Source organism: Synechococcus sp. TAK9802 (genome assembly GCF_014279535.1).
Lineage (GTDB): Bacteria > Cyanobacteriota > Cyanobacteriia > PCC-6307 > Cyanobiaceae > Parasynechococcus.
The window spans coordinates 676,667-692,348 of record NZ_CP047937.1 but is presented as its reverse complement, the minus strand read 5'-3'; the positions used below and the strand labels follow the sequence as shown (position 1 = coordinate 692,348).

Below are 15,682 nucleotides of genomic sequence, written 5' to 3'. Positions count from 1 at the left end.
TCAGCGCGATGCGATGCGTTACGACCCCGGGCGGGATCTCGGCTGGCTGCTGCTGCGTCCCTGGGTCGCCATTCCGCGCCTTGTTCAGGTGCTGTGGTCCCTGGCGGGGCTGGTGCTGGTGCTGCTGCTGCGCGGAGGCAGCAATGACCCCGCCGTTCAGCAGGGGCTGGCGCGTCGCATTCTCAACACCCTGACGGGTCTGGGGCCCTGCTTCATCAAGCTGGGACAGGCCCTCTCCACCCGACCTGATCTGGTGCGTCGGGACTGGCTGGAGGAACTGACACGCCTGCAGGACGATCTGCCGGCCTTCCCCCATGCCACCGCCCTGGCTTGCATTCGCGAGGAACTCGGTGCGCCGGCAGAGGAATTGTTTGAGGAGTTTCCCGACACGCCGATCGCCGCCGCCAGCCTGGGCCAGGTGTACAAGGCCCGTCTGCAGGGCCAGCACTGGGTTGCCGTGAAGGTGCAGCGGCCCAATCTCACCTTCATACTGCGGCGGGATCTGGTGTTGATCCGGGCTTTGGGGGTGATGACGGCGCCGCTGCTGCCGCTCAACCTCGGTTTCGGGCTGGGCGGAATCATTGATGAGTTCGGCCGCAGCCTGTTCGAGGAGATCGATTACGGCCTGGAAGCGGCCAATGCCGAGCGGTTTTCGGCGCTTTTTGCAGACAACGATGCGGTCTACATCCCGAAGGTGGAGCGGATGCTCAGCTCCACCCGGGTGCTCACCACCACCTGGATCGATGGCGCCAAGATGCGCGACAGCGAAGAGCTGCGTTCCCAGCGTCTTGACCCAACGGCGTTGATCCGCACCGGCGTGATCTGCGGCCTGCAGCAACTCCTGGAGTTCGGCTATTTCCACGCCGACCCCCACCCCGGCAACCTCTTCGCCCTGCCGGGTCGCACCGGCGATCTTGGCCATGTGGGGTATGTCGACTTCGGGATGATGGATTCCATCAGCGACAGCGACCGGCTCACCCTCACCGGTGCTGTGGTGCACCTGATCAACCGTGACTTCTCCGGGTTGGCCAAGGACTTCCAATCCCTCGGGTTTCTCAGCCCCACGGCCGATCTCACGCCGATCATTCCTGCCCTTGAAGAGGTGCTCGGCGGCAGTCTCGGCGACTCGGTTGGATCGTTCAACTTCAAGGCGATCACCGACCGTTTCTCGGAGCTGATGTTCGATTACCCCTTCCGGGTTCCGGCGCGCTTCGCCTTGATCATCCGGGCCGTCGTCAGTCAGGAAGGCCTTGCCTTGCGGCTGGATCCGAACTTCCGAATCATTGCTGTGGCCTATCCCTACGTGGCCCGTCGACTGTTGGCGGGTGACACCAGCGAGATGCGCGAGAAGCTGCTGGAGGTGATCTTTGATGAATCAGGTCGCCTGCGCCTGGATCGGCTGGAAAGCTTGCTGGATGTGGTGGGTCAGGACGCTCCCGCTCCTGGCAAGGAACTGATCCCTGTGGCCGGAGCCGGCCTGCGGCTGCTGCTCAGCCGAGATGGTGCCGACCTGCGCAAACGTCTGCTGATGACGCTGATCCGTGATGATCGTTTGCACACCGACGACGTGCGTGCCCTGGTCGGCCTGCTCGGACGCACCTTTGGCCCAGGACGTCTGGCCGGCGGCCTGTTGCAGCGCCTCAACCCGTTGGCGGCAGCGTGATCCCGAGATCACAACTCCAGCGAGATTGTGGAACTCACCGCTAAGGTCTCAGCTCTTTGAGATCGGCGTCGATGCCTGAGGAGATCAGCGCCCAGGAGCTTGAGCAGCTTCTCCAGATGATGACCCTGCCCCAGCCCCCCTACCTGCTGGCAGGCATCGGGCTGCTGATGGGTGTGCTCTGCGGCCTCACCTTTGGGCGTCAGGTGCAGAACAAGCTGGATGGCTGGAAACAGGACCGGCTTCCCTTGCTGCCGTTGGGGACTGCGGAGATCAACCTCAGCTACGCCGGCACCCTCATCGGCGTGACCCTGTTCATCGGCTGCTGCCTTCAGATCTTCGGGTTTGCCTCTGGCGCTGCCCTGCTGGTGGCCCTGCTGCTCTCGCTGCTGACCGGTGGTGCCTTGTTCTCTCAGCTGGAGCGCCTGATGCAGCAGGTGGAAGCGGGCAAGTTCAAAGCGGTTGATTTCGACAACTTCGACGAATTTTTCTGAGCCTTTTCTTCTGAGCTTTGTTTCGCCGGACCTGTCCCTCTGGGGTCTTGGCCCTTAAGCGAAGCCGCTGTTCTGCTTTGTCGGGTTTAGTCCTCGGTCAGAATGGAAGCGCTCCCGCCTCATGGACGTGACAACCCTGTCTGCGGCTGTCTCCACCCGTCGTCTCCTCGTGGTGGAAGACGACGACAGCATTCGGGAAACAGTCGGAGAGGCCCTGCGCGCGGAAGGTTTTGAGGTGCAAACCTGCGCCGATGGCGCCTCAGCCCTCAATTTGATCACCGCTGAAACTTCAGATCCGGTGGATCTGATTGTGCTCGATCTGATGCTCCCCGGGTTGGGGGGGCTTGACCTTTGCCGCGAGCTCCGACGCATCAACAACACCACCCCGATCCTGGTGATCAGCGCCCGTGACAGTGAGACCGATCGGGTGCTGGGGCTTGAGGTGGGCGCCGACGATTACCTGGTCAAACCCTTCGGGCTGCGCGAGCTGGTTGCCCGATGCAGGGCCTTGCTGCGGCGATCCACTCAATCGGAGACGTCGCCCTCCCAACCCCATTCCTTCACTCACGCCAACCTGTGCCTGTATCCCAGTGAATGCAGGGTCACCCGGGATGGCACGGATCTGACCCTCTCCCCCAAGGAATACAAGATCCTCGAGCTGTTCATTCAGAACCCCAAGCGCGTCTGGAGTCGCGATCAGCTGCTGGAGAAAATCTGGGGTGTCGACTTCATCGGTGACACCAAAACCGTGGATGTTCACATCCGCTGGCTGCGGGAAAAGGTTGAGCAGGAGCCCTCATCGCCTCAGTTGATCCGTACGGTTCGCGGTTTCGGGTATCGCTTCGGCTGAGGGTGCTGTGGTGATCTCTGCCGCACTCGGCTTTGCAGCTGGCATCGGGATCACGCTTCTGCTGGAGCGTCGTCGCCGTGTTCTGGCGTCCAAGCGAACGTCGAAGCGAACGTCCAAGGAGCGCTCCATCGTCTTGAACGCTCCCCAGCTGCTGGCCTGGATTGATGCGGCCACCCAGGGCTGGTTGATCCTGGCCCCGGATCACTCCATCGCCTACATCAACGACCGGGCTGAACGGCTGCTGCACATCCCCTCCAATCGCCTGGTTCGTGGCATGAAGCTCCGGGATGCCCTCGACATTCCTGTCTTGGAGGAGTTGATCTTCAGCAGCCGCTATCAGCTGCGTCCCAAACGTTGTGAATGGGATCAACAGGGGACCCCGCTGGAGGCGGTTGTTCTGCCGGGCAGTGACGAATGCTGGCTGGTGCTGATCCACAGCCGTCAGTCCCTCGAAGCCCAGCAACAGCAGCAGGAACGCTGGGTGAGTGATGTGGCCCATGAGCTCAAGACCCCCCTCACCGCCCTGATGCTGGTGAGCGATCGGCTGGAACTGGCCGTCAAGGAAGACGACACGGCTCTGGTGCAACGGCTGCAGAAGGAACTCCGGCGTCTTCAGCTGCTGGTGGAAGACCTGCTGGAGCTGTCGCGGTTGGAAAACAGCCTGCCGCAGGACGACAGCGAGCATGTGCCCCTCACCCTGGAGGATCTGGTGGACAGCGCCTGGGGATCCATTGGCCCGATCGCGGAGGAACGGCGGGTGACGCTGCAGCTGGACCGCAGCGAATCAGGCCCCCTGAGTGGTGATCAGCGCCGGTTGCACCATGCGGTGCTCAACCTTCTCGACAATGCCCTGCGCTACTCCCCTGATCAGAGCAGCATCGACGTGTCCGTCCGCCAGAGCGGCGGCTGGTGGTTGCTCAGCATTCGTGACCATGGCCCTGGCTTGAGTGAGGCCGATCTCACGCGCATGTTTCAACGCTTCTACCGGGGGGATCCCTCCCGCACCCGCTCCAACCGCAGCGGCAGTGGCCTGGGCCTGGCGATCGTGCAGCAGATCGCCGTCAACCATGGCGGTCGCATCGAAGCTCGCAACCATCCCGCCGGTGGAGCCTGCATGGATCTGCTCCTGCCCAGGGAACCCCTGCAATGACGCGCCAACGCCTGCAGAAACTGATCGCTGCTGCCGGCCTCTGCTCCAGGCGCCGGGCTGAGGAATGGCTGCAGGCCGGCCGCGTGACGGTGGATGGACAGGTCGCCCGCGTTGGCGACCAGGCCGATCCACAGCAGCAGACGATTCATGTGGATGGTCAGCCGTTGCCGTCCCGTGGTGTGGCGCGGGTGCTGCTGATCAACAAGCCGGTGGGGGTGATCTGCAGCTGCGATGACCCGCAGGGTCGCCGCACGGTGCTGGACCTGCTTCCCCCGCAGCATCGGGCTGGTCTTCACCCCGTTGGCCGTCTGGATGCCGACAGCCATGGTGCGCTTCTGCTCACCGATCTGAACATCTATGCCCAAGTTGGCCTTGTGACCGTGATCGGCCTCGCCGCCAAGAACGGCATCCTGATCGTGGAGGTGGCCGAGCAGAAACTCGAGCAAGGTCTGAGCATCACAGAAGCTGCGGTGCAGTCCGCCGAATCACGACTGCGGCCGATCCTGATGACCGCGATCGCTGCCCTGGCGGGCTTCCTGCCGCTGGTGTTGGCCAATGGCGCCGGCGCTCACAGCCAGCAGTCGCTTGGCACCGTGATCTTTGGAGGCTTGGTGGTCGCGACAGTGTTGTCGCTGGGCGTCGTGCCCCCTGTGTATGTGTTGGTGAAAAACCTCGAACTGCATCTGTTCAAACCGATCAGCTGATCTCGTTGGTCATCAATGCCGCAGACGAAGCATCACTTCGCCGCAGAGCTCCAATCGGCCGAACGAAACGACACATTGGCGCCACCACTGCGTTCCAGGTCGTGCATGCCCTCCAGCTGGTTGTAGACCGACAAGAGCTGCCGGCGCATGTGGTCGGTATGGGGCAGATCAGCGATCAAACGCAGCACATCCTCCAGGGATCGCTTGGCATCGATCACCAAACGACAATCGGGGCTGCCAGGCTCGTCGCGCATGGGATCAGAAGCGAATGCATCTATTCAGCAGAAAATCCACGCTCGTGGGTGTCTGAATCCCTACCAATGCGGCGATATTCAACAGAAATTCAGGGTTTGCCCCCAACATCCACCACCCAAGCATTCATCCGGCTGCGTTTCGCACAGCAGGAAGCCTGAGGCTGCTGAACCACGACAACAACACCAGCAGGGATGAAGCCCAGAGGCAGGCCTGCATGCCCGCGGCTTCGGTTCGGCCGAGCATGAACACAGCCCCCGAGAGCAACGTGCCCACCAAGCGTCCGGCAGCGTTGGCCATGTAATAGAAACCCACATTGAGGCTGACGCTCTCCGCATCGGTGTAAGCCAGCACCATGTAGGAGTGGATCGACGAATTCATCGCGAACACCACCCCAAAGGCGGCAAGGCCTGCGGTGATGGCGACCGCCACATCCACCTGGCGCCACAGCGCCACCGCGATCAGGGCGGGAATGGCGGTGAGCACAGCACTCCAGAACTGCACAGCAGATGCTCCCGGGGATGTGGTCTGCCCCCAGAGCCGTCTCATACCAGGCGCTGATCCCTGAACGATGCCGTAGCCAATCACCCAGAGACCCAGGAAGCCACCGATCTCCCAGAAACTCCAGCCCAGGGAGGCCTCAAGGAACACGGGCAAGGCCACCACGAACCAAACATCCCGGGCACCAAACAGAAAAAAGCGCGCCAGGGACAGCACGTTGATGCCCTGGGATTTGGAGAACAGCGACGAAAAGGCCGGCTTGGACTTCATCTTTCCGATCTCCCCGGGCAGCACCAGCGTGAGCAGGAAGGCCAGGGCCAGACCTGCTGCCATCCAGCCCACGGCAGCATTGAAGCCAAAGGCAGTGAGCAGCACCCCACCGAGGAAGAAGCCCACACCCTTGAGGGCGTTCTTGGATCCCGTGAGGATCGCCACCCACTTGAACAGCTGCTGCTGCCCCTGCTGCTGATCCTCCGGCGTTTCTGAAACCACCGTCTTGATGGCACTCTTGGCGCTCATCTTGTTGAGATCTTTGGCGATGCCGCTGATGGCCTGAGCGGTCATCACATAGATCACGCTCAACAGTTTCGGCCAACTGGCGGCGACGGGCATCAGCATCAACAACGCAAGAATCTGCAGCAGCGTTCCCACCCAGAGGGTTAGCCGAAGCCCATAGCGGGCACCGATCCAACCGCCGTACAGGTTGGTGAGAACCCCAAACAGCTCATAAAAGAGAAACAGGGAGGCGATCTCGAGGGTGGTGTAGCCGAGCTGATGGAAGTGGAACACCACCAACATCCGCAGGGCCCCATCGGTGAGCGTGAAGGCCCAGTAGTTGGCGGTGACGATGCCGTATTGCTGCAGAGGGGAGAGCTTCATCCGTCCAGACCAACCACGTGGCAGGTGAGATCGGCCATGCGGCAGCTGTAGCCCCATTCGTTGTCGTACCAGGCAAACACCTTCAACTGGTTGCCATCAACAACCATCGTCGAGAGAGCATCGACAATCGAGCTGCGGTTGTCGTTGGTGTAATCGCAGGACACCAACGGGCGTTCCTCGTAACCCAGGATTCCCTTCAGCGGCCCTTCCGCAGCAGCTTTGAACGCAGCATTCACCTGCTCCACCGTGACGCTCTGCTTGAGCTCGAACACCGCATCGGTGAGCGATCCATTCAGCAGGGGAACACGAATGGCATGACCGTTGAGCTTGCCCTTCAGCTCGGGGAAAATCATCGCGATCGCCTTGGCCGAGCCGGTGGTGGTGGGAATGAGTGAGCTGAGCCCGGAGCGCGCCCGGCGCAGGTCGCTTTTAAAGGAATCGATCGGCACCTGGGTGTTGGTGATGTCGTGAATGGTGGTGATCAGGCCGTGCTCGATGCCGAAGCTCTCGTGCACCACCTTCACCACAGGCGCCAGGCAGTTGGTGGTGCAGGAGGCGGCCGTCACCAACTTGTGGCGCGCCGGTTCATAGAGGTGGTGATTGATCCCGTAAACGATGTTGAGCGCGTCCTCACCGGCAACCACACCCTTCACGGGACAGGCCACCACAACCCGTTTAAGGCCCAGCTGATCGAAATAGGGATTGAGCGTCTCCGGCGTTTTGATCTTGCCGCTGGCTTCAAGCACCATCTCCACCCCCCGATCGCTCCAAGGCACGGCGGTGGGGTCCTTCTCGCTGGACCAGGTGAGGGCGGATCCCTCCACGCTGAATCCATCAGCACTGCTGGTGATGCCACGATCCCAGCGACCATGCACAGAATCGAACTCCAGCAGGTGGGCCGCCGTTGCTGCATCGCCAGCGGGATCATTGACATGCACCAGTTCGATGCCGGGCCGTCCCCAGAGGGCCCGGAACACCAGGCGACCAATCCGTCCAAAGCCATTGATGCCGATCCGCATACCAGCTCCTTTGATCAATCAAATTATGTTGATCCAAACAGATCGGGGGACACTTCTCTTGTGATCCAGAACACCCTCAACAGGGAGCAGTCGAGGCAGCTGCTCAAAGCACTGGCCGACCCGATCCGTCTCGACGTGATCCATGCGCTGGCACAGGGGGAACGATGCGTCTGTGACCTCACCGGTGAGCTCAACCTCTCCCAGTCGAAGCTCTCGTTCCATCTCAGGGTGCTGCGAGAGGCGGGGCTGCTGACGGATCGGCAGAGCGGCCGATGGATCTACTACCGCCTGCAACCGGACGCCCTGGCAGCCCTGGAAGCCTGGCTGGCCGAACTGCGCCTCCACTGCAGCCAGAGCGCTGCCCCCTGCCCGAGCTGACGATGGACCAACGGCTTTTCTTCCCGGCCACGGAACGCAACCGCGGCCCCATCGGAGATCTGCTGAAGCAGCTCTTGCCTGGCTCAGGAGCCGTGCTGGAGCTGGCCAGCGGCAGTGGTGAGCACGCCGTCTGCTTTCAGCAGCGCTTTCCCCATCTGCACTGGCAGGCCAGCGATCCGGATCCATACCATCGGGCCAGCATCAACGCCTGGATCCAGCACCAGGGTCTGAGCCAGGTGATGCCAGCAGCACTCAACCTCGATGTTGAACACCGCCCCTGGCCCCTGCCCCAGAACCTCCAAGGGGCCGTGAAGGCTGTTGTGTGCATCAACCTGCTGCACATCAGCCCAGCCAGCTGCACGGATGCCGTGCTCGAGGAATCAGCCCTGTTGCTGCCCAGCGGCGCCCCCTTGATCATTTATGGCCCATTCAGGCGCAATGGTGCTCACACCAGTGCAAGCAATGCCGCCTTCGACCAATCCCTGAGAGAACGCAACCACCAATGGGGATTGCGGGAGCTGAATCACGTAACAGCCATCGCCGCCAAGGCTGGCTTCAACACCGAAAACGTGGTCTCCATGCCCGCCAACAATCTGACTTTGGTGTTTCAGCGCACTTGAGCCCCATCTCGCTTGCCAGCGTCTGGAAGGCCACCGACAATCACGCGGTATCTCCGGTGTGAGCGATGGATCTGACTGATTTCCTAGCGAAGCTGCTGATCGGTTCAGCCATCACCTTGAGCCTGGCGTTCATTTGTAAGACAGTTTTTCCTCGGTTCACCAAGCGAAGCAAAACCGACTTCGACGACTTTGTGCTCAATGCCTTCGCCGCTTCGGTGGTGCCTTTCGGCTTGGTGGTCACGCTGATCCTTGCTCAGGATGATTTGGGCTTGCCCACCAACATTTCAAGGGCCTACGACACATCGCTGCGCATTGTTGGCACGATCATTCTGATTCGGTTGGTCAACCGAATCGGAGCGCGATTCCTGTTCGGATTGGTGCGCCGTGCAGGCGCGGATGATCTTCAACAACTCCTCCAAAGCCTGCTCCCGCTGCTGAAAACCGTGGTTTGGGCGATCGGCACCTTGGTGCTGCTGCAGAGCCTTGGCGTGAAGATGACGGTGATCTGGGGTTTGCTCAGTGCCGGCGGCATCGGCATTGGCTTGGCCCTGAAAGAACCGGCCCAGGAATTGTTCGCCTACCTGATGATTCTTCTGGACAAGCCTTTCACCGTTGGGCAATTCATCACGGTGGGCTCCACATCAGCAACGGTGGAACGCATCGGTGTTCGCTCCACCCATCTGCGCAGCCTGCGCGGCGAACAGGTGGTAATGAGCAACTCATCACTTACAGGCTCCACCATCCTCAATTTCGCTGAAATGGCGCAACGCCGGATGATCTATTCGATTGGCGTCACCTACAGCACATCGGTCGAGCAGATGAAGGCAATCCCGACGATGGTTCAGGCCGTGATCGACGCTCAGGCCCACAGCACCTTCAACCGCTGCCACTTCACCGAATTTGCTGATTCAAGCTTGAATTTTGAACTGGTTTATTACATCGACACCCGCGATTTCACGGTCGCTCTGAACGAACAGCAAGCCATCAACCTCGGAATCATGGAGGCCTTCGCCCAAGAAGGCATCGACTTTGCCTTCCCAAGCAGGACGCTCTACTTGGAGGGAGATTCACTCGCCGGCAAAGCCTCCTGAGCCGTTGGCACAGCAGAGCGCCAAACAACACCCCCGATCAACAGGGACAAGACCGCCACAGCAGCTGTGAGGGGGATCAGGCGACGACGATCAGAACTGGAAGCAAGGGCAATCGGGCTGGAGATGTTGTCGCGTCGTGACGCCAGAAATGCCCCCTGCCGGCAGCGGATGCACACCGTGTTGGTGACGCCTGCACTCTTCAACTTGAAGCCGTAACGCCCCGGAATCTCAACGGGTGTTCCACAGCTGGAACAAGGGAGAGAAAAAACTGCCATGGGGAATCTGCCCTCAATTCAGATCTATCACCCCGGTTTCACTCCAACGGAACGGCACCCGTGGCACAAACGGAACCCCATCAGAGGCTGTGGTCAGCCGTCCAGAAGGGTTGCACCTCCCGCCAGTCCTCGCCCTCACCAACCCGCATCATCATCTGGCCGCTGCCGTCATGGACAAAGTCGACGCGCTGCTGCTGAACTCCCAGCTGCAGAGCTGCACATCAGCAGCAGAGCCGCGGTCCAGAGCTGAATGCGAAGCACAGACACTAACTCGGCAGCACGCTGGCGAAAGGCCTCCTTTTCACCATGGGGCCGGGCGATGGTCACGCCGTTGAGGCGCACCGGATCTCTTCAGGGTTTGGTGTCTGTCAGGATTTGATCAGACCAGTTGCTGATCGTGCCGCGTTTTCAAGCCCGCGTCCTCGTGCGTCTGCGCCCCTCCGTCCTCGATCCAGCCGGAGAAGCCGCGCGTGGTGCCGCTGAAAGACTTGGGGTGGAAGGCCTCAGCAAGCTGCGGATCGGTAAAGCCGTGGAAATGGAGCTTGAGGCTCCTGATGAGGCCGAGGCCCGCCGCAGGTTGGAACTGCTCAGTGATCGCTTGCTGGCCAACCCGGTGATCGAAGACTGGAGCCTGGAGCTGGAGCAGTCATGAGCATCGGGGTCATCGTTTTTCCCGGCTCCAACTGCGACCGGGATGTGCAATGGGCAACCGAGGGTTGCCTTGGGATGAGCACGCGTCGGGTCTGGCATGAGGAGACAGACCTCAGCGGCTTTGACGCCATCGTTCTGCCGGGCGGTTTCAGCTACGGCGACTACCTGCGTTGCGGCGCCATTGCCCGCTTCGCACCAGCCCTGCAGTCCTTGATCGACTTTGCAGCCAAGGGCGGTCGCGTGCTCGGTATCTGCAACGGATTTCAGGTGCTCACGGAACTGGGCCTGCTCCCCGGCGCCCTCACCAGGAACCGCGATCTGCACTTCATCTGTGAAGACGCACCCCTCAAGGTGGTGAGCCAGCGCACGGCTTGGATGCAGGGGTACAACGACGGGGCCCTGACCCTGCCGATCGCCCACGGTGAAGGCCGCTACCAGTGCAGCGATGACACGCTCAAGCAGCTGCAGGACGACGACGCCATCGCCCTGAGCTACGGCAACAACCCCAACGGGTCGGTGTCCGACATCGCAGGCATCACCAATACCAGCGGCAGCGTTCTGGGCCTGATGCCCCACCCCGAGCGGGCCTGTGATCCGGCCACGGGAGGAACCGACGGCCGCCGCATGCTGGAAGCCCTGCTGGGCTGATGCCAACCCGCCGGACGCTGCTGATCTCAGGGGCATCCACGATCATCACGGCCCTGCTCTCCTCCAGGGCCATGGCGGTCCAGCGCAGGCTGAAACCCTTGAAGCCTGGATCACGCATCCGCGCCATGAACCCCGGCACCTGGATGGATCCGGATACGGATCTCCAAGCCTTGCGCGAGCGCTGTGATCAACAGCAGTGGCATCTGGAGATTCCCGCAGCCGTCACCCGTCAATGGCGCTATTTCTCAGGAACCGACCAGGAACGGGTTGAAGATCTGAGGTCAGCCTGGAACGATCCAACGCTGGATGCCGTGGTGACCCTTGGCGGGGGCTGGGGGGCCGCCCGCGTGCTCGAAGCCGGTTTTCGTTTTCCGCGCCATCCCAAATGGAGCCTGGGGTTCTCCGACACCAGCTCCCTGCTGCTGGCCCAGTGAGCAGCTGGCCTGCCGGGGGCCATCCATGGATCCAGCGGCGGCACAGAGGCGCAATGGCAACGCACGGTGGACTTGCTCTGTGGCCGTCCCGTAGCGCCCCTGCTGGGCGAGCCACGACGGCGGGGGATCGCGCGCGGACCCTTGGTGGTCACCAACCTGACCGTGGCGACCCACCTGATCGGCACGCCCTGGCTTCCCTCCCTGAAGGGGGCCATCCTGGTGCTGGAAGACGTGGGCGAGGCGCCCTACCGGGTTGATCGGATGCTCACCCAGTGGCGCAGCGCAGGCCTGTTGCAGCAGTTGGCAGGGGTGGCCTGCGGCCGCTTCAGCTGGGCTGAAGACGACATCCTTCCCGGCGATTTCACGATGGACGAGATCCTGGAGGAACGCCTGGGCGATCTGGGCATACCGCTGGTGCTGAATCTGCCGCTGGGCCATGCACGGCCCAACCAAGCCTTGCCCCTGGGAGCGCAGGCACAGCTGGACGGCAAGCACGGCCTGCTCAGCCTGATGGCCTGATGTGATGGCCTGATCAAAGCGTGACGCTGCTCCCGATCGAGCAGCACCACAAAAAAAGGGGGCCTTTCAGCCCCCAGTGATTGGATCCATTGATCGTGATGGTCAGGCAGCGACGGCAGCCTTGGGATCAAGAGCGCCCTTGGCGTAGAGGCCGGCGTAGTAGGTGATGCTCTGCTGCTGGATCTTGCTGGCGTTGCCGGCAGCCCAGAACTGCTGGTAACGGTCCAGGCAGACCTGCTTCATGTACTTGCGAGCAGGCTTGTTGAAGTGGCGGGGGTCGAAGTTGGAAGGATCGGCCATGGCCGCTTCACGCACAGCAGCGGTGAAGGCGAGACGGTTGTCGGTGTCGATGTTCACCTTGCGCACACCGTTACGGATGCCTTCCTGGATTTCCTCGACGGGAACGCCGTAGGTCTCGGGGATAGCACCACCGTGCTTGTTGATCATCTCCAGCCATTCCTGGGGAACGGAGGAGGAGCCGTGCATCACCAGGTGGGTGTTGGGGATGGCTTTGTGGATCTCAGCGATGCGGCTGATGGCCAGCACTTCACCAGTGGGCTTGCGGGTGAACTTGTAAGCGCCGTGGCTGGTGCCGATGGCGATGGCCAGAGCGTCGCACTTGGTCTTGGCAACGAAGTCGGCAGCCTCAGCGGGATCGGTGAGCAGCATGTCCTTGGACAGCTCGCCTTCGAAACCGTGGCCGTCCTCGGCTTCACCCTTGCCGGTTTCCAGGGAGCCCAGGCAACCCAGCTCACCCTCAACGCTCACACCCACGGAGTGGGCGAAGTCCACCACCTGCTTGGTGACGTTGACGTTGTAGTCGTAGCTGGCGGGTGTCTTGGCGTCGGCTTCCAGGGAACCGTCCATCATCACGGAGGTGAAACCGTTGATGGCAGCGGAGTAGCAAGTGTCAGGGGCGTTGCCGTGGTCCTGGTGCATCACCACAGGGATGTGGGGATAGGTCTCGGTTGCGGCCAGGATCAGGTGACGCAGGAAGATCTCACCGGCGTAGCTGCGAGCGCCGCGGGAGGCCTGGAGGATCACAGGGCTGTCGGTCTCGTCAGCCGCTTCCATGATGGCCTGGACCTGCTCCAGATTGTTCACATTGAACGCAGGAATGCCGTAGCCGTTCTCAGCGGCGTGGTCGAGCAGGAGCCGAAGCGGAACGAGCGCCATAGGAAAAGTCTGAAACGGAGAACCTTGACGGATAAGACTCCGCCGGGCGACGACTTTACCTAGTTGTGTTCAAATTGTCACCAAGCCCTGTTGAACGAACGACAGGGCTTGGTGAAATCCGATTCAGTAGGTGTAACCAGCGACAAACAGCTGCTCATCCGAGGAAGGCTGTGATCCAGGCACGTACTGACCTCGAGAAGCCTCAGAGTTGGCCTGAGCTCTTGCAAGCAGGGCTTTCTGACCAGCTTCCAGTTTGGAACCAGCCCAGCCTTTGAGGCAGGAGTGCTGAAGAGCACGGCCATAGGAGAAACCCAGGTTCCACTTGGCTTTGCGCTCAATGCTGTTCATGTGATTGAGGTAAACCGAGGCGGCCTCCTCACTCAGACCTCCGGAGAGGAACACGATGCCGGGGACACTGGCAGGAACACTTCTCTCAAGGGTTCGCACCGTCATGGCAGCAACTTTTGCTGGATCGGCCTTCTCAGCACAATCAGCCCCTTGAACGGTCATGGAAGGCTTCAGAAGAGTGCCTTCGAGCAGAACACCGTTGGCGTGACAAGCGTGATAAACCTCCTGAATCACATGCTCCTGGATACGAGCTGTGGTTTCGATGCTGTGATTGCCGTCCATCAGGATTTCGGGCTCCACGATCGGTACCAAACCTGATTCCTGAACAGAGCGGGCATAACGGGCAAGGCCCCAAGCGTTTTCGCGAATGGAGAGGGCTGAAGGACAGCCATCTGCGGTGATCTGCAGCACAGCACGCCACTTAGCGAAGCGTGCACCTTGGGCGTAGTAGTCGGCAGCACGCTCAACCAACCCATCAAGGCCGGTGCAAAGCGTCTCGACGGCATTGGCTCCACCCAGGGGCCTCAGGCCCTTATCAACCTTGATGCCGGGGATGATTCCAAGCTTGCCCAATTTGTCGACCATCGACTCGCCATCGGCGTGGCTTTGGAACAGGGTCTCTTCGTAAAGAATGGCGCCGCTGATGAATTCACCCAAGCCTGCTGTGGTGAAGAGCATTCCGCGGTAAGCCTGACGGTTCGCTTCCGTGTTCTCGACACCGATTGAGCCGAGACGTTTACCAATCGTCTTGGTGGATTCGTCAACAGCCAAGATCCCCTTACCAGGAGCGGCTAGGGCTTGGGCTGTAGCCATCAATTCCGAGGAGTAATCCGCCAGAGCCATGGGGTCGATTCAGTGGAAGGCAATTCTTCGATCTGAAGCGACAAACAAATTGACTTGAGTTACAAAAACGCCTTCAAATTGGAACCAAGGGATTGCATCATTTGGCGCAATCAGTTGTGAGCAAGTGACGTCTGTGCTTGGTCGCAGGCCACACGACTGGCTACGCCCTCGGCCAGTCCAGGCAGCATCGGTCGCCCACTGCGGATGCTCTGGGCCCACCAGCCGAGCACCCTAGCCACAGGGGCGATGCGGCCATCCGCCCAGGTTTCCGAAAAGGCGAAGTCGGCATCAGCTTCCACGGCGCGGAAGGGCTCGCCGAGCGGAGCATGCTGCAGCTCAAAGCCATGGACGTAGTCCTTCTGATTGGTGCTGCTGAGCAGCAGCGACCCCGACGACCCCACCACATCCAGGCAGAACCCGCGCCCGTTGCGCGACACGGAACTGAGGCTGACCTGCGCCGGCACCGGCAGGTCCTGCCTTCCCTGCCAATGGGCCACGGTCTGCAGCAGCGACACATCGGAAGCATCCACAGCGGCAAGACCACCATCGGGATGAGGGCGCTGCTTAATCGAAACGCTGTTCAGGGCCTGGACGGTCCCAAGGGGACCGATCAGCCAGGCCAGCATGTCCATGGCATGCGTTCCGAGCGCTCCGATCACACCGCCACCCTGATCCGCCTGGGCATACCAGTTCCAGCCGCGCTGGGGATCGGCACGGCTGCCCATCAACCAGTCGAGCTTCACCAGCCAGGGCGTGCCGACAGCACCGGCCTGCAGAAGGCGTGCAGCCTGCATGAACAGGGGAACAGCCCGGTATTCGTAGTCCACAGCTACTGAGAGCCCCCTTGCCAGGGCCAGCCGCTGCAGCTCGCGGGCTTGATCGGCATGCAGCGCGATGGGCTTTTCCAGCAGCAGATGCTTGCCAGCCTCCAGGGCCTGGCGGGCCAGGTCGAAGCGGGGTGCCGGTGGGGTGGCGATGATCACCGCGTCCACCGCGGGATCGGCCAGCAGAGCGTCCCAGTCCCTGAATCCCTTCAAGCCATGGGCGGCTGTGGCGGCATCCAAGCGCTCCTGGCGAGGGTGCCAAAGCGCCACTGCCTCGAGATCAGGCGCTGCCGCAAGGGCCGGCAGGTGCACCTTCTCCCCGAAGCCGAGACCGGCGACGGCAACACCAAGAGGTTCTGGGGACAT

Annotated in this window: 17 protein-coding genes and 2 pseudogenes; 12 read left to right on the top strand and 7 right to left on the bottom strand. The window is 61.4% G+C overall.

What is annotated here, in order from left to right; translation table 11 throughout:
- Positions 1-13 precede the first annotated feature (13 nt).
- The 6 genes and pseudogenes from SynTAK9802_RS03930 to SynTAK9802_RS12525 all read left to right on the top strand — a co-directional run bounded on the left by SynTAK9802_RS03930 (position 14) and on the right by SynTAK9802_RS12525 (position 4,858).
- The gene (locus tag SynTAK9802_RS03930) at positions 14-1,663 is read left to right on the top strand and encodes an AarF/ABC1/UbiB kinase family protein (protein WP_186497387.1); all 1,650 of its coding nucleotides are present in this window, start codon (positions 14-16) and stop codon (positions 1,661-1,663) included.
- Between the two features lie 71 nt (positions 1,664-1,734).
- Complete coding sequence (locus SynTAK9802_RS03925) at positions 1,735-2,154, top strand: hypothetical protein (protein ID WP_186497386.1); 420 nt, start codon at positions 1,735-1,737, stop codon at positions 2,152-2,154.
- A gap of 121 nt (positions 2,155-2,275) precedes the next feature.
- Positions 2,276-3,004 carry a response regulator transcription factor gene (locus tag SynTAK9802_RS03920; RefSeq protein WP_186497385.1) on the top strand — a complete coding sequence of 243 codons (729 nt, stop codon included), beginning with the start codon at positions 2,276-2,278 and terminating at the stop codon, positions 3,002-3,004.
- Positions 3,005-3,011: 7 nt separating this feature from the next.
- Positions 3,012-4,154 (top strand): cell wall metabolism sensor histidine kinase WalK, encoded by a 1,143-nt coding sequence (locus SynTAK9802_RS03915; RefSeq protein ID WP_186497384.1) that lies wholly within the window; start codon positions 3,012-3,014, stop codon positions 4,152-4,154.
- Positions 4,151-4,273: pseudogene (locus SynTAK9802_RS12760) on the top strand (S4 domain-containing protein); the annotation flags it as partial. The gene SynTAK9802_RS03915 and the pseudogene SynTAK9802_RS12760, both read left to right, overlap by 4 nt.
- Positions 4,274-4,303: 30 nt before the next feature.
- On the top strand, positions 4,304-4,858 hold the full coding sequence (locus SynTAK9802_RS12525; protein ID WP_370586388.1) for an efflux RND transporter permease subunit: 555 nt from the start codon (positions 4,304-4,306) through the stop codon (positions 4,856-4,858).
- 32 nt (positions 4,859-4,890) lie between these two features.
- Here the strand turns inward: SynTAK9802_RS12525 and SynTAK9802_RS03900 are convergent, their stop codons facing one another.
- The 3 genes from SynTAK9802_RS03900 to SynTAK9802_RS03890 all read right to left on the bottom strand — a co-directional run bounded on the left by SynTAK9802_RS03900 (position 4,891) and on the right by SynTAK9802_RS03890 (position 7,509).
- Positions 4,891-5,112: a hypothetical protein gene (locus SynTAK9802_RS03900; RefSeq protein ID WP_186497382.1), complete on the bottom strand. Its 222-nt coding sequence runs from the start codon at positions 5,110-5,112 to the stop codon at positions 4,891-4,893.
- 124 nt (positions 5,113-5,236) lie between these two features.
- Positions 5,237-6,490 (bottom strand): organoarsenical effux MFS transporter ArsJ, encoded by a 1,254-nt coding sequence (gene arsJ / locus SynTAK9802_RS03895; protein ID WP_186497380.1) that lies wholly within the window; start codon positions 6,488-6,490, stop codon positions 5,237-5,239.
- Complete coding sequence (locus tag SynTAK9802_RS03890; RefSeq protein ID WP_186497378.1) at positions 6,487-7,509, bottom strand: ArsJ-associated glyceraldehyde-3-phosphate dehydrogenase; 1,023 nt, start codon at positions 7,507-7,509, stop codon at positions 6,487-6,489. The genes arsJ and SynTAK9802_RS03890 overlap by 4 nt, the downstream gene beginning before the upstream one ends.
- A gap of 60 nt (positions 7,510-7,569) precedes the next feature.
- Between SynTAK9802_RS03890 and SynTAK9802_RS03885 the strand changes: the two genes are divergently transcribed.
- The 3 genes from SynTAK9802_RS03885 to SynTAK9802_RS03875 all read left to right on the top strand — a co-directional run bounded on the left by SynTAK9802_RS03885 (position 7,570) and on the right by SynTAK9802_RS03875 (position 9,598).
- Entirely contained in the window at positions 7,570-7,887 is a 318-nt protein-coding gene (locus tag SynTAK9802_RS03885; RefSeq protein WP_114987914.1) for a metalloregulator ArsR/SmtB family transcription factor, read from the top strand.
- Between the two features lie 2 nt (positions 7,888-7,889).
- Positions 7,890-8,507: a DUF938 domain-containing protein gene (locus SynTAK9802_RS03880; protein WP_186497376.1), complete on the top strand. Its 618-nt coding sequence runs from the start codon at positions 7,890-7,892 to the stop codon at positions 8,505-8,507.
- Positions 8,508-8,572: 65 nt separating this feature from the next.
- Complete coding sequence (locus SynTAK9802_RS03875) at positions 8,573-9,598, top strand: mechanosensitive ion channel family protein (protein ID WP_186497374.1); 1,026 nt, start codon at positions 8,573-8,575, stop codon at positions 9,596-9,598.
- Here the strand turns inward: SynTAK9802_RS03875 and SynTAK9802_RS03870 are convergent.
- Positions 9,559-9,873: a Tat pathway signal protein gene (locus SynTAK9802_RS03870; RefSeq protein WP_186497372.1), complete on the bottom strand. Its 315-nt coding sequence runs from the start codon at positions 9,871-9,873 to the stop codon at positions 9,559-9,561. The two genes, SynTAK9802_RS03875 and SynTAK9802_RS03870, sit on opposite strands and share 40 nt — an antisense overlap.
- Before the next feature lie 397 nt (positions 9,874-10,270).
- Between SynTAK9802_RS03870 and purS the strand changes: the two genes are divergently transcribed.
- The 3 genes and pseudogenes from purS to SynTAK9802_RS03855 all read left to right on the top strand — a co-directional run bounded on the left by purS (position 10,271) and on the right by SynTAK9802_RS03855 (position 12,125).
- Positions 10,271-10,525 carry a phosphoribosylformylglycinamidine synthase subunit PurS gene (gene purS / locus SynTAK9802_RS03865; RefSeq protein WP_011364806.1) on the top strand — a complete coding sequence of 85 codons (255 nt, stop codon included), beginning with the start codon at positions 10,271-10,273 and terminating at the stop codon, positions 10,523-10,525.
- The gene (gene purQ / locus SynTAK9802_RS03860; RefSeq protein WP_186497370.1) at positions 10,522-11,172 is read left to right on the top strand and encodes a phosphoribosylformylglycinamidine synthase subunit PurQ; all 651 of its coding nucleotides are present in this window, start codon (positions 10,522-10,524) and stop codon (positions 11,170-11,172) included. The genes purS and purQ overlap by 4 nt, the downstream gene beginning before the upstream one ends.
- A pseudogene (locus SynTAK9802_RS03855) lies at positions 11,172-12,125 on the top strand (LD-carboxypeptidase). The gene purQ and the pseudogene SynTAK9802_RS03855 overlap by 1 nt, the downstream one beginning before the upstream one ends.
- A 102-nt stretch (positions 12,126-12,227) precedes the next feature.
- Here SynTAK9802_RS03855 and fba read toward each other — a convergent pair.
- From fba to SynTAK9802_RS03840, 3 genes are all read right to left on the bottom strand, one after another.
- The gene (gene fba, locus SynTAK9802_RS03850; protein WP_114987921.1) at positions 12,228-13,301 is read right to left on the bottom strand and encodes a class II fructose-bisphosphate aldolase; all 1,074 of its coding nucleotides are present in this window, start codon (positions 13,299-13,301) and stop codon (positions 12,228-12,230) included.
- 123 nt (positions 13,302-13,424) lie between these two features.
- Complete coding sequence (locus SynTAK9802_RS03845; protein WP_186497368.1) at positions 13,425-14,492, bottom strand: class I fructose-bisphosphate aldolase; 1,068 nt, start codon at positions 14,490-14,492, stop codon at positions 13,425-13,427.
- Between the two features lie 110 nt (positions 14,493-14,602).
- On the bottom strand, positions 14,603-15,682 hold the full coding sequence (locus SynTAK9802_RS03840) for a Gfo/Idh/MocA family protein (protein ID WP_186497366.1): 1,080 nt from the start codon (positions 15,680-15,682) through the stop codon (positions 14,603-14,605).